Consider the following 13,247-nt stretch of genomic DNA (forward strand, 5'->3'; position numbering starts at 1 on the left):
CTGTAGGACGTACGGAGCCGGACCTGATGGCCCGGGCCTGTAAGACGTACGGAGCGATCAGCCCACGACCGTCCAGGTGTCGCCGCCCGCGAGCAGTGCGGCGAGGTCGCCCTTGCCGTTCTGTTCGATGGCGGCGTCGAGCTGGTCGGACATCTGGGTGTCGTAGACCGGCCGTTCGACGGAACGCAGGACACCGATCGGGGTGTGGTGCAGGGTGTCCGGGTCGGCGAGGCGGGACAAGGCGAACGCGGTCGTGGGCGAGGCCGCGTGCGTGTCGTGGATGAGGATCTGCGCCTCGTTCTGCGCGGTGACGTCGACGACCTTGAGGTCGCCGGTGGCCGGGTCTCGTACGACGCCCTTGGCCAGGCCGGTGCCGAAGCGGATGGGCTGCCCGTGCTCCAGGCGGATCACCGCTTCCTCGGCCTGCTGCCTGTCCTTGAGTACCTCGAAGGCGCCGTCGTTGAAGATGTTGCAGTTCTGGTAGATCTCCACCAGGGCGGTGCCGGGGTGGGCGGCGGCCTGGCGCAGGACGTCGGTGAGGTGTTTGCGGTCGGAGTCGACGGTGCGGGCCACGAAGGAGGCCTCGGCGCCGATCGCCAGTGACACCGGGTTGAAGGGTGCGTCCAGGGAGCCCATAGGCGTGGACTTGGTGATCTTGCCGATCTCCGAAGTCGGGCTGTACTGGCCCTTGGTGAGGCCGTAGATCCGGTTGTTGAAGAGCAGGATCTTCAGGTTCACATTGCGGCGCAGGGCGTGGATGAGGTGGTTGCCGCCGATGGACAGTGCGTCGCCGTCACCGGTGACCACCCACACGCTCAAGTCCCGTCTGCTGGAGGCGAGTCCGGTGGCGATGGCGGGGGCGCGGCCGTGGATGGAGTGCATCCCGTAGGTGTTCATGTAGTACGGGAAGCGGGACGAGCAGCCGATGCCCGAGACGAAGACGATGTTCTCCTTCGCGAGGCCCAGTTCGGGCATGAAGCCCTGTACGGCGGCGAGGACCGCGTAGTCACCGCAGCCGGGGCACCAGCGCACTTCCTGATCGGACTTGAAGTCCTTCATGGACTGCCTGGCCTCGGCCTTGGGGACGAGAGAAAGCGCCTCGATCGTGCCCGTGCCTTCCGTGGGCGTCTCAGCCATCGATGGCCTCCTTGAGAGCCGTGGCGAGCTGCTCAGCCTTGAACGGCATGCCGTTGACCTGGTTGTAGGAGTGGGCGTCCACCAGGTACTTCGCCCGGATGAGCGTGGCGAGCTGCCCGAGGTTCATCTCGGGAATCACCACCTTGTCGTAACGCTTCAACACCGCGCCCAGATTCCGCGGGAAGGGGTTGAGGTGGCGCAGATGGGCCTGCGCGATGGACTCCCCGGCCGCGCGCAGCCGCCGTACCGCCGCGGTGATGGGTCCGTAGGTCGAACCCCAGCCCAGGACAAGGGTGTTGGCCGCCCCGGACGGGTCATCGACATCCACGTCCGGGACGTCGATTCCGTCGATCTTGGCCTGCCGGGTACGGACCATGAAGTCGTGGTTGGCGGGATCGTAGGAGATGTTGCCCGTGCCGTCCTGCTTCTCGATGCCGCCGATCCGGTGCTCAAGACCCGGCGTGCCCGGAATCGCCCAGGGCCGGGCGAGGGTCTGCGGGTCACGCTTGTACGGCCAGAACACCTCGGAGCCGTCGTCCAGTGTGTGGTTGGGCCCCTGGGCGAACTGGACGCGGAGGTCGGGGAGTTCGTCCGTGTCCGGGACCCGCCACGGCTCACTGCCATTGGCCAGATAACCATCACTCAAAAGGAACACCGGCGTGCGGTAGGTGACAGCGATACGGGCCGCTTCGATCGCGGCGTCGAAACAGTCGGCCGGCGTCTTGGGAGCCACGATCGGGACCGGCGCCTCGCCGTTGCGGCCGAACATCGCCTGGAGCAGATCCGCCTGCTCCGTCTTCGTCGGCAGACCGGTCGAGGGTCCGCCGCGCTGGATGTCGATGACCAGCAATGGCAGTTCCAACGACACCGCGAGGCCGATGGTCTCCGACTTCAGCGCCACACCGGGGCCGGAGGTCGTGGTCACCGCGAGGGATCCGCCGAAAGCCGCGCCGAGCGCGGCGCCGATCCCGGCGATCTCGTCCTCCGCCTGGAAGGTGCGGACACCGAAATTCTTGTGCTTGCTGAGCTCGTGCAGGATGTCCGAGGCCGGCGTGATCGGGTACGAGCCCAGATACAGCGGCAGGTCCGCCTGCTTCGACGCCGCGATCAGACCGTACGACAGAGCCAGGTTCCCCGAGATATTGCGGTACGTGCCCGTCGGGAACGCGGTGGTCGCCGGGGCGACCTCGTAGGAGACCGCGAAATCCTCCGTCGTCTCACCGAAGTTCCAACCCGCCCTGAAAGCCGCGATGTTGGCAGCCGCGATCTCCGGCTTCTTCGCGAACTTGGCGTTCAGGAACTTCTCCGTGCCCTCGGTGGGCCGGTGATACATCCACGACAGCAGACCCAGCGCGAACATGTTCTTGCTGCGCTCGGCCTCCTTGCGGGAGAGGTCGAACTCCTTGAGCGCCTCGACCGTCATCGTGGTCAGGGGCACCGGGTGGACGCTGAAGCCGTCCAGCGAGCCGTCTTCCAGTGGATTCGTGGCGTAGCCGACCTTCGACATCGCCCGTTTGGTGAACTCGTCCGTGTTGACGATGATCTCCGCGCCGCGCGGCACGTCGGCGATGTTCGCCCGCAGGGCCGCCGGATTCATCGCGACCAGGACGTTGGGCGCGTCGCCGGGCGTGAGGATGTCGTGGTCGGCGAAGTGCAGCTGAAAAGACGAAACGCCCGGCAGGGTGCCTGCGGGCGCTCGGATCTCGGCGGGGAAGTTCGGAAGGGTCGAGAGGTCGTTGCCGAACGACGCCGTCTCGGAGGTGAAGCGGTCGCCGGTGAGCTGCATCCCGTCACCCGAGTCACCCGCGAACCGGATGATCACCCGGTCCAGCCGACGGAGCTCTTTCGCCCCTGCCGGTTTGCGCTGTTCTCCTACGACGGCTCCATCGGCCTGTTCCGCTGCGCTACTGACCTGGCTGGTCACTGAACTGGACCTCCCTCGAGGCGGCTGTCTGGGAGCGGCCTTCCCGCAGGCCATCCCAGGATCAACCCTACGTCTGTAAGGGTCGCCTTCCCGGGGTCATTCGCACAGTGGACACCATTTTGAGACTGCTTGACGGCCAGACTTGTCATGACTTACCCGCCCCCCGACGCTTCCCTTGAAGACGCTCCCGCTCATCCTTCGGTTCTCGTGTCGCTCGGCCGGCTCTCGTTCCGCCGGTACTTCAACGACCATCTGACACAGTGTCAGATGGTCGGTGGTTCAGGTAGCTACGGTCGGTGTTTCAGGTAGGTACTACGGTTTCAGGTAGCTACTGCGGTCAGGACTTCAGGTAGCTACTACGGTCAGGACTTCAGGTAGGTGAGGACCGCCAGAACACGTCGGTGGTCCCCGTCGCTCGGGGACAGCCCCAGCTTCAGGAAGATGTTGCTGACGTGCTTCTCGACGGCGCCGTCGCTCACGACGAGCTGCCGGGCGACGGCGGAATTGGTCCGGCCCTCGGCCATCAGTCCCAGGACCTCCCGTTCCCTCGGGGTGAGCCCCGCGAGCACGTCCTGCTTGCGGCTGCGCCCGAGCAGCTGCGCGACCACCTCCGGGTCCAGCGCCGTACCCCCCTTGGCCACCCGCACCACCGCGTCCACGAACTCCCGCACCTCGGCCACCCGGTCCTTGAGCAGATAACCGACGCCACGGCTCGAACCGGCCAGCAGTTCGGTGGCGTACTGCTCCTCCACGTACTGCGACAGCACGAGCACACCGAGTTCGGGATGCGCCTTGCGCAGCTGTACGGCGGCCCTGACCCCCTCGTCGGTGTGCGTCGGCGGCATCCGGACGTCGGCGACGACGACGTCCGGCAGCGCGTCTTGGGCCGCGAACTCGGTGATCGTCTTGATCAGCGCTTCCCCGTCCCCGACCCCCGCCACGACGTCATGTCCGCGATCGGTCAACAACCGGGTCAGGCCCTCCCTGAGCAGCACTGAATCCTCGGCGATGACGACCCGCACCCTGTCCTCCACGATTTTCGGCCCCCCAGAGCCCTGGTCCCGGCCCGCGCCGACTGTCACCCGGCCCGCACCGGGTCCGCTCCCGGCCAGCGCCGGGTTAGTCCCCACTCGTACGACAGACCCCAGCATTCCAGCATTGGGACCGGTGTGCGCCCGAGCAGCGGGGAATTGCGCTCGGGCAACGGCCAATGACGGGGAATAGGGCTGTGCGGGTCGGGGGTTTCGGCCGTCACAACGGTCGAAAACGATCACGGGCGCCCCGGCTGGGCGTCCGCGGAGGGGGCAACGAAATGCGTGCGATCGCTTTCACGGAAACCGGCGGACCCGAGGTGCTGCGCCTCGTCGACCTCCCGACCCCCCAGCCAGGCCCCGGCGAGGTCCTGATCCGTGTCGCGTACGCCGGGATCAACTACGGCGAGGTCCAGCACCGGCTCGGCGACTTCGGAGCGCCGGAGGGGGAGACGGTCACGGGGCTGGAAGTCTCGGGGCGGGTCGTGGCCACGGGGGCGGAAGTCCCAGGGCGGGGCGAGGTCACGGGGTCGGAAGTCCCCGGGCGGGGCGAGGGAGTCCCTGGGCGGGGCGCGGTCTCGGCTGAGGGCGCGGATGGCCTCGCGGTGGGTGACCTGGTGGCCGCGTATCTCCCCGACGGTGGTGGTTACGCCGAGTACGCCGTCGCCCCCGCCCCCTTCGTCTTCCCGCTCGGCGGACTCGACCTGCGGACGGGCGGGGGAGCGGCCCTGATCCTGACGACGGCGTACGGAGTCCTTGCGGGCGCGGCGCGGATCGGCGCCGGGGACACCGTGCTGATCCACGCGGCGGCCGGCGGCGTCGGTTCGGTGGCCGCGCAGCTGGCCCGGGCGCTGGGGGCCTCCGCCGTGTACGGCACAGTCAGCACCCCGGAGAAGGCCGAGTACGCCAAGCGCTTCGGCTACGACGCGGTGTTCGTCCGCGACGGTTTCGTGGACGCGGTGCACGAAGCCACCGGCGGCCGGGGCGTCGGCATCGTCCTCGACCCGGTCGGCGGCCCCACCCGGCTCGCGAGCTTCGACGCCCTCGCCCCCTTCGGCCGCGTGGCCGTCTACGGCGAGGCGGGCCGCCACCCCGACCTCCACCTCCCGGTCCTCCCCGTCTGGAAGAACAACCGCACCCTGACCGGCTACAACATCGGCGACCTCTCCCGCAGAGCCCCCGCCCTCCTGCGCACCCACGCCCTCGCGGCCCTGTCCCTGGCCGCCTCCGGCGACGTACGCATCGACATCACGGACGAGTACGAACCGGCGCGGGCGCCGGAGGCACACCGAGTGCTGGAGGCGGGGGCGAACAAGGGGAAGGCGGTGCTCGCCTTCAGCCTGTCCGGTGTTTGAGGACGAGGCCGTCCAGGCCGATAGCGGGGGTCTGGGGGCGCGGCCCCCAGGTACGGGATGGGTAGGGGCGGCGGGGGCGAAAAACACCCCACGCCGCCCCACGTCGCTCTGGGCCCGGCTCGGGCCCGGCTCGGGCTTGGCTCTGGCTTGGCTCGGGCTCGGGCTCGGGCTCGGCTCGGGCCCGGCTCGGGCTTGGCAGGGCTCGGGCTCGGCCCCGGACGGTCACCCCCGCCAGGGCAGCTCCGCGGTGATCCGGGTGGGCCCGCCCGGCGGCGAATCCACCACCAGAATCCCGTCCACCGCCCCGAGCCGCTCCGCGAGCCCCGCCAGCCCGGACCCGCCGGAGTCATCGGCGCCGCCCACCCCGTTGTCCACGACCTGAAGCATCAGCCGGTTCTCGACGCGCCACACATCCACCGTGGCGCGCGTGGCCCGGGAGTGCTTGCTGATGTTCTGTAGCAGCTCGGAGACCGTGAAGTACGCGATCCCCTCGATCGCGGGCGCGGGCCGGGCCGGCAGATCCACATCGACCTGCACCGGCACGGTGCACCTCGACGACACCGCGGACAGTGCGGCGTCCAGGCCGCGGTCGGTGAGGACCGCCGGGTGGATACCGCGGGCCAGATCCCGCAGCTCCTGCAACGCCGTCTTCACCTCACCGTGCGCCTCGCCCACCATCCGCGCGGCCGCCTCCGGGTCCTCCGTCAGCTTCTCCTTGGCCAGCCCCAGGCCCATCGCCAGGGCGACCAGCCGGGCCTGCGCCCCGTCGTGCAGATCCCGCTCGATGCGCCGCAGATCGGCGGCGGCGGTGTCGACCACGACCCCCCGGTCCGATTCCAGCTCGACCACTCGCGTCGCCAGCCGCGACGGCCCGAGCAGCCCGCGCACCATCAGCCCGTCCACCGTCGTCAGCCCGCGCACGATCCAGGGCGTGGCCATGGTGAACAGCAGCCCCACCATCGCGGTCACGGTGATCTCGAAGGGGTTGTTGACGTAAACGCTGTGTGTGTCGTCGCCGTAGAGCTGGAGCCCGTCCTGCCCCCCGTACATCGGGAAGATCCAGAACCACAGCGGATACGTCAGCAGCGCCCACCCGCACGCCCAGAAGTTCAGCGCCACCACGAACGAGAACACCGACCACGGGAACTGCACCACCGCGTACAGCAGATGCCGCCAGGACGCACCGCTCTTGAGTACGGCACCCATCCACGCCATCGCCCCGTGCTTCCGCACCCGCAGCGGCTCGGGCGCGGCCACCTCGACCCCGAGCAGCGCCCGCGCCCGCGCCCGCTCCAGCGAGCCGAACCCCCGGCAGCCGGCCAGGGCGCCGGCGAGCACCGGGATTCCGAGGAAGGTGATCAGGAGGCCCGCGCCGAGCGAGAACATCGTGACCGCGTACGTGAACATGAGGATGCCGAGCGGCAGGCTCAGCATCACATAGCCGAACTCACGCCAGCTGCGGGCCTCGATCGGCGCCCGCAGCGGCGCCGGAAGACGCAGCCGCCGCTCCCCGGCACCCGCCCCGTGGGATCCGGGCCCACTGTGCTGCCCGTACCCCTGTCCGTAATCCGTGGCCATCGGTCCCGTCCGTTCTGCTCGTCCTGCTCGTCGGCTCGTAGCCCAACCTTGCTGCGCACGACGCCCACCGACCATGGAGCGGGTCGGCGTCTTGGGGCGGGGGTTTTCCCTACCTCAGGGGATGGGGCGACGGCTGGGTGACGGCTGTACGGGTACGTGCCGGATCCGGCCGTGCGTGCGGGGCCGGGGTCGGGGCCGGGGCCGGGGCCGTATGGGTACGTGCCGAGTCCGGTGGCCGCACGTGCGGGTCCGAGGCCGTACGTGCGGGTTCGAGGCCGTACGTGCGGGTTCGAGGCCGTACGTGCGGGTTCGAGGCCGTACGCGCACGCGGTCGATACGTGTCGTGATGGGCCTCGGCTGCACGCACGGCCAGCGACTGTGACCGCTACCGCTACCGCGACGGCCACCGCGCGGGCTCGTCCCGCCGGTCCTGGTCCCGGTCACGGGCCTGATCCCGGGCCTGATCCCGGTCTCGATCTCGGTCCCGCCAAGGCAGCTCCGCCGTGATGACGGTCGGACCGCCGGGCGGCGAATCGATGACGAACAGGCCGTCGACCGCGCCGAGCCGGTCGGCGAGCCCCGCCATCCCGGTGCCGCCGTCGAGGCTGGCCCCGCCGTTCCCGTCGTCCCAGACCTGGATGAGCAGCCGCTCGTCCGTCCGCCACACGTCGACGGACGCGGACCGCGCACCGCTGTGCTTGCTCACGTTCTGCAGGAGCTCGGAGACGGTGAAGTACGCGATGCCCTCGATCGCGGCGGCCGGCCGCGACTCAAGGTCGGCCGTCACCTTCACCGGCACGGTGCAGCGTGAGGCGATCGCGGACAGCGCGGCGTCGAGGCCGCGGTCGGTGAGGACCGCCGGGTGGATGCCGCGGGCCAGGTCGCGCAGTTCCTGCAACGCGAGCTTCACCTCGCCGTGCGCCTCGTCGACCATCGCCGCGACGGTGTCGTCGGCCTGGCCCTCCAGGAGCTTCTCCTTGGCCAGCCCGAGCCCCATCGCCAGATTGACCAGCCGGGCCTGCGCCCCGTCGTGCAGATCGCGCTCGATGCGCCGCAGGTCGGCGGCGGCCGTGTCCACCACGACCCCCCGGTCCGACTCCAGCTCCGCGATACGCCGCTCCAGGTCCTCGGAGGGCGACAACAGCCCGCGCACCATGGCCCGGTCGGCGTTGGCCAGTCCGCGCGCGATGAACGGAAGTACCGGCCACAGCACGAACAACGAGGTCAACGTGATGGTGAAGGTGACGATGCCCCACGGCAGCCGCATGAACTCGTACAACACCGTCCGCCAGCCGACCGGATCCTTGAGGGCCATCCACAGTTGTGCGAAGAACCCGCCCCGGCCGCGCAGCGGCAGCGGACTCGGCTCGTCCACCCGCACCCCGAGCAGCGCCCTGGCCCGGCCCCGCTCCAGTCTGCCCAACACCCGCGCGCCCATCAGCCCGGCCGCGAGCAACGGGAGACCGATCACCGTCACCGTCAGCCCGGCACCGATGGACATCACCGTCATCACGTACGTGAAGCCGACCACCGACACCGGCAGGTTGGCCAGGAGATGCGCGATCTCCTTCCAGGTGTGCCGGTCGTAGGCGAAGCGCGCGGGTGGCGGCCGGTCACCGTCGGACGTACTGTCCGGCGGTCCGGTGAGCGAGATGCGTTCGGTCATATCCGCTAGCGTGCCCGGCGGCGAGCCTCGGCGCCATGAGGTGGACCGCCGGGATCCACTGGGGAAAACCCCACCCCTGGGGCGCACCCGTGCGGCAACTCCGCTCATGCCCAGGCGCGACGGGCTGCTTACCGTTCCTTTAGCAGGCCCTAGACTCCCGTCCGTACAGATCGTCGAACGAGGCGCAGCACAGAGTGCGCGACGCCAACGAGGCCAAGGAGTGAGGGGCTGACGTGCCGGAACCGACCGTTCTCACGGCGACCGGAGCCGGGGCCGGGCCGCCCGTCGTCGCGACGGACCACTTTGCGACGGACCATTTCGCAGCGAATTACGTAGCGGTGGACCATTTCGCGGGGAACTACTTCGCGGTGGACCATTTCGCAGGGAACTACTTCGCGACGGACCACTTCGCAGCGAACTACCTTGCGGCGGACTACTTCCAGTCGTACTCGGTCGTCGGACTTCTCGCCGTCGTCGGCGTGCTGTTCGTCGCCGTCGCCTTCGGGGCGGGACGCCTGTTGCGGCCGATCGTCCCCACCCCCGAGAAACTCCTGACGTACGAGTGCGGCGTCGACCCCGTCGGCGAGGGCTGGGCTCACACGCAGGTCCGCTACTACGTCTACGCCTTCCTCTACGTGATCTTCGCCGTCGACTCGATCTTCCTCTTCCCCTGGGCGACCGTCTTCGCCGCACCCGGCTACGGCGCGGCGACGCTCGTGGAGATGTTCATCTTCCTCGGCTTCCTGGCCGTGGGCCTGCTGTACGCCTACAAGAAGGGCGTCCTGGAATGGACGTGACCCCCGAGACCTCCGGGCAGCCGATGACCTCAGGGCAGCCAGTGATCTCCGGAGAGCCGGTGACCTCCGGGCAGCCGGTCTTCGTACCGGAGCCCCAGCGCCTCGGCGCGCTCTCCCGCCTGGCTCCCGAGCCGATGAAGGTGGTCCTCAACTGGGGCCGCCGTTACTCGCTCTGGGTCTTCAACTTCGGCCTCGCCTGCTGCGCCATCGAGTTCATCGCAGCGTCCATGGCCCGGCACGACTTCATCCGGCTCGGCGTGATCCCCTTCGCGCCCGGCCCGCGCCAGGCCGACCTGATGGTCGTGTCGGGCACGGTCACGGACAAGATGGCGCCGGCGGTGAAGCGCCTCTACGAGCAGATGCCGGAACCGAAGTACGTCATCTCCTTCGGCGCCTGCTCCAACTGCGGCGGCCCGTACTGGGATTCGTACTCCGTCACCAAGGGCGTCGACCAGATCATCCCGGTGGACGTCTACGTACCGGGCTGCCCGCCCCGCCCTGAGGCCCTCCTCCAGGGCATCCTGAAACTCCAGGAGAAGATCGCGCGCGAGTCGCTGGGCGAGCGGTACGGGTCGGCGTCGCGACCGTCGCCCGCCGCCCTCCAGAGCGGTCTGGTCCAGCCCCCGGCCCCGGCCCTGGCTCCGGGAGACGCCCGATGACCGGCTGGCTCCCCGCTCCTGTCGAGGAACTGTTCGGCCCCGAGGCCACGGCCGAGGAGTCGTACGAGGTCCTGACGGTCGACGTCCCGCCGGCCTCCTGGACCGCTGCCCTGGAGACCTCGCGCGAGGTGCTGGGCTGCACCTACTTCGACTGGCTGAGCGCCGTGGACGAACCGGGCACTGGCTTCCGCGTCATGGCGCATGTGGCGGCGCTCGCTCCGCTGCGGCGCCTCCTCGTCCGTACGACCGTCCCGCACTCCACGCCCGCCCTCCCGTCGGCGGTATCCGTGTACGCCGGCGCCGGCTGGCACGAGCGCGAGACCCACGAGATGTTCGGCGTCACCTTCGAAGGCCACCCGGGCCTGGACCACCTGCTGCTGCCGGAGAGCTTCGAAGGCCACCCTCTCCGCAAGGACTTCGTTCTCGCCGCACGCGTCGCCAAGGCCTGGCCCGGCGCGAAGGAGCCCGGGGAGTCAGAACACGGCGGCCCCAAGCGCCGCCAGATGCTCCCACCCGGCGTCCCCGACCCCAACGAGTGGGGCCCCCTCAAGGGCCAACTCCCCCCGGCCCCGGCCCGCCCGGCCCGCGGCACAGCCCGCCCGCCCGGCGACCGCCCGGTACGCCGGGCGCGCACGGCGGGGGAGGGGTCGGCCAGCCAGGGGACGGGGGCGGGTTCCGTGAGTGGGGGTTCCGTGGAGGCGGGTTCTGCGGATACGGGTTCTGCGAGTACGGGTTCCGCGAATACGGGGCCGGTGGGCGCAGGCTCTGCTGGTGCTGGTGCTGGTGCTGGTGCCGGGGCCGGGGCTTCGGGGGCGCCGCGTCGGGCTCGGAGCGCGAGCCAGGGCTCGGCCAGCCAGCAGGCGGCCGCGGCTCCTGCCTCCTCCGACGAGCAGGGGGCGACATCTGCCCCGGAGGCTGCGGCAGCTGCGGCAGCTCCGGCGGATCTGGTGGCTCGGGCGGATGCAGGGGCTCGGGCTCCGGAGGCTCCGGCAATTCCGGACGCCCCGGCGGCCACTGAACCGACGGCTCCTGCCGGTCCACGCCGAGCACGCAGCGCGAGCCAGGGCTCGGCGACCCAACGTGCGGAGGGCACCGAACCGACGGCCCCCGCCGCGCCCTCAAGCCCCGTGACGCCTCCAAGCCCCGCCGCGCAACGCAGCTCGGACGCCCCTTGGCACCACGCGCGCCCTGCTTTCGACGAGCAGGAGCAGGAGCCGACGCCGGATCAAGAGCCGGAGCAGACGCCGAAGCCGAAGCAGGAGCAGACGCCGAAGCCGAAGCAGGAGCAGACGCCGGATCAGGAGCGACGACCGGAGGCTGCACCGGAACCGGAGTCCACCCCCGAGCCGACGGCTGCCCCGGATCGCGAGGCCCCCGCCCCGCAGACCGAACCCTCCCCAGAACCCGAAGCTCCCCCGAAACGGCCGGCCACACCCCCCGACCCCGACGACCCCTCCGGAGGCACGCAGTGAACGACGCTCTCGACGTCGCCCTGCGACTCCTCGTCGTCTTCGTCGTGTTCCTGACGTTCCCTCTGATCGTCGGTCAGGCCGAGCACAAGGTGATGGCCCACATGCAGGGCCGCCTGGGCCCGATGTACGCGGGCGGCTTCCACGGCTGGGCCCAACTCGTCGCGGACGGGGTCAAGTTCGCGCAGAAGGAAGACATCGTCCCGGCAGGGGCGGACCGTCGTATCTTCCAACTCGCCCCCGCCGTGGCCCTCCTCCCGTACCTCCTGGTCCTCCTCGCGATCCCCATCGGCCCGGGCGAGGGCGCCGTCGGCGAGGTCGTCGACGCGGGCATCTTCTTCGTACTCGCCGTCATGGGCGTAGGTGTCCTCGGCTCGCTCATGGCGGGCTGGGCCTCGGCCAACAAGTTCTCCCTCCTCGGCGGCCTCCGCACCGCCGCCCAACTCCTCGCGTACGAACTCCCGATGCTCCTCACCGCCGCCTCGGTGGCGATGGCGGCAGGCACTGTCTCCCTTCCGGGCATCGTGGACGCCTTCGAGTGGTGGTGGCTGCCCTGGCAGATCGTCGGCGCGATCGTCTTCTTCGTGGCCGGCCTCGCGGAGTTGCAACGACCCCCCTTCGACATGCCCGTCGCCGACTCGGAGATCATCTTCGGTGCGTACACCGAGTACACCGGCCTCCGCTTCGCCCTGTTCCTCCTCGCCGAGTACGCCGGAATCGTTGTCCTGTGCGGCCTGACCACTGTTCTCTTCCTGGGCGGCTGGCACGGCCCCTGGGGTGCCGACGGCCTCGGCTGGGTCTGGACCCTCCTCAAGGCAGCAGTCCTGGCCTTCATCGTCATCTGGCTGCGCGTCACCTACCCCCGCCTCCGCGAGGACCAGCTCCAGAAACTCGCCTGGACCCTCCTCGTCCCCCTCGCCCTCGCTCAGATCGCCCTCACCGGCATCGTCAAGGTGGTGATCTCCTAACCGTGGCTCCTATTCCTGGCTCCGGCCTCGCCAAGGGCCTGGCCGTCACCCTCCGCACGATGACGAAGAAGACCGTCACCGCGCAGTACCCGGACGCCCAGCCCGAACTCCCGCCCCGCACCCGCGGCGTCATCGGCCTCTTCGAGGAGAACTGCACGGTCTGCATGCTCTGCGCCCGCGAGTGCCCGGACTGGTGCATCTACATCGACTCCCACAAGGAGACGGTCCCGCCCGCCGCCCCGGGCGGCCGTGAGCGCAGCCGCAACGTCCTCGACCGCTTCGCCATCGACTTCGCCCTGTGCATGTACTGCGGTATCTGCATCGAGGTCTGCCCTTTCGACGCGCTGTTCTGGTCCCCGGAGTTCGAGTACGCGGAGACCGACATCCACGAACTCACCCACGAACGCGACAAGCTCCGCGAGTGGATGTGGACGGTTCCCGCACCGCCCGCCCTGGACCCCGCCGCAGAGGAGCCGAAGGAACTGGCCGCCGCCCGCAAAGCGGCCGAGAAACTCGCGGCAGCCCAGCCCGCCCCGTCGCTCCCCGCCGAGCCGTCGCCTCCGGCTGACCCGTCGCGTCCGGCCGAACCGCCCGCCGCGGCCGAACCCTCGGCCCAGCCCGACTCCGCCAATCCGCAGGAGGGCGAGTCGTGAGCGTCGCAGC

Annotated in this window: 11 protein-coding genes; 6 read left to right on the forward strand and 5 right to left on the reverse strand. The window is 70.1% G+C overall.

The annotated features are described in order from the left end of the window. Positions 1 to 57: 57 nt before the first annotated feature. From AB0N66_RS33265 to AB0N66_RS33275, 3 genes are all read right to left on the reverse strand, one after another. Positions 58 to 1,137, reverse strand: a complete 1,080-nt coding sequence (locus AB0N66_RS33265; protein WP_365442045.1) for a 2-oxoacid:ferredoxin oxidoreductase subunit beta — start codon at positions 1,135 to 1,137, stop codon at positions 58 to 60. After that, on the reverse strand, positions 1,130 to 3,061 hold the full coding sequence (locus AB0N66_RS33270) for a 2-oxoacid:acceptor oxidoreductase subunit alpha (RefSeq protein ID WP_365442047.1): 1,932 nt from the start codon (positions 3,059 to 3,061) through the stop codon (positions 1,130 to 1,132). Before AB0N66_RS33270 ends, AB0N66_RS33265 begins: the two co-directional genes overlap by 8 nt. Positions 3,062 to 3,423: 362 nt before the next feature. Then, a complete protein-coding gene (locus AB0N66_RS33275) occupies positions 3,424 to 4,083 on the reverse strand; it encodes a response regulator transcription factor (protein ID WP_365442199.1) in 660 nt (219 codons plus the stop codon). Between the two features lie 290 nt (positions 4,084 to 4,373). On the opposite strand from AB0N66_RS33275, the gene AB0N66_RS33280 reads away from it, so the two are divergent. Next, positions 4,374 to 5,447: a zinc-binding dehydrogenase gene (locus AB0N66_RS33280; RefSeq protein WP_365442049.1), complete on the forward strand. Its 1,074-nt coding sequence runs from the start codon at positions 4,374 to 4,376 to the stop codon at positions 5,445 to 5,447. A gap of 222 nt (positions 5,448 to 5,669) precedes the next feature. Here AB0N66_RS33280 and AB0N66_RS33285 read toward each other — a convergent pair whose 3' ends face one another. Continuing rightward, the gene (locus tag AB0N66_RS33285) at positions 5,670 to 7,025 is read right to left on the reverse strand and encodes a sensor domain-containing protein (RefSeq protein WP_365442050.1); all 1,356 of its coding nucleotides are present in this window, start codon (positions 7,023 to 7,025) and stop codon (positions 5,670 to 5,672) included. 391 nt (positions 7,026 to 7,416) lie between these two features. Then, positions 7,417 to 8,691, reverse strand: a complete 1,275-nt coding sequence (locus AB0N66_RS33290; protein ID WP_365442052.1) for a sensor domain-containing protein — start codon at positions 8,689 to 8,691, stop codon at positions 7,417 to 7,419. A 368-nt stretch (positions 8,692 to 9,059) separates the two neighbouring features. Here AB0N66_RS33290 and AB0N66_RS33295 point away from each other — a divergent pair, with 368 nt between their 5' ends. From AB0N66_RS33295 to AB0N66_RS33315, 5 genes are read left to right on the forward strand one after another with little or no spacing between them, the layout of a single operon-like run. Beyond that, the gene (locus AB0N66_RS33295) at positions 9,060 to 9,488 is read left to right on the forward strand and encodes an NADH-quinone oxidoreductase subunit A (RefSeq protein ID WP_365442201.1); all 429 of its coding nucleotides are present in this window, start codon (positions 9,060 to 9,062) and stop codon (positions 9,486 to 9,488) included. Between the two features lie 23 nt (positions 9,489 to 9,511). Then, positions 9,512 to 10,147 carry an NADH-quinone oxidoreductase subunit B family protein gene (locus AB0N66_RS33300; RefSeq protein WP_365442203.1) on the forward strand — a complete coding sequence of 212 codons (636 nt, stop codon included), beginning with the start codon at positions 9,512 to 9,514 and terminating at the stop codon, positions 10,145 to 10,147. Continuing rightward, positions 10,144 to 11,619, forward strand: coding sequence for an NADH-quinone oxidoreductase subunit C (locus AB0N66_RS33305; RefSeq protein ID WP_365442054.1), 1,476 nt, complete (start codon positions 10,144 to 10,146; stop codon positions 11,617 to 11,619). Before AB0N66_RS33300 ends, AB0N66_RS33305 begins: the two co-directional genes overlap by 4 nt. Continuing rightward, positions 11,616 to 12,584 (forward strand): complex I subunit 1 family protein, encoded by a 969-nt coding sequence (locus AB0N66_RS33310; RefSeq protein ID WP_365442056.1) that lies wholly within the window; start codon positions 11,616 to 11,618, stop codon positions 12,582 to 12,584. Before AB0N66_RS33305 ends, AB0N66_RS33310 begins: the two co-directional genes overlap by 4 nt. A 2-nt stretch (positions 12,585 to 12,586) precedes the next feature. Then, a complete protein-coding gene (locus tag AB0N66_RS33315) occupies positions 12,587 to 13,237 on the forward strand; it encodes an NADH-quinone oxidoreductase subunit I (protein WP_365442058.1) in 651 nt (216 codons plus the stop codon). Positions 13,238 to 13,247 lie beyond the last annotated feature (10 nt).

Origin of the sequence: Streptomyces sp. NPDC093544 (genome assembly GCF_040683495.1) — a bacterium.
GTDB lineage: Bacteria > Actinomycetota > Actinomycetes > Streptomycetales > Streptomycetaceae > Streptomyces.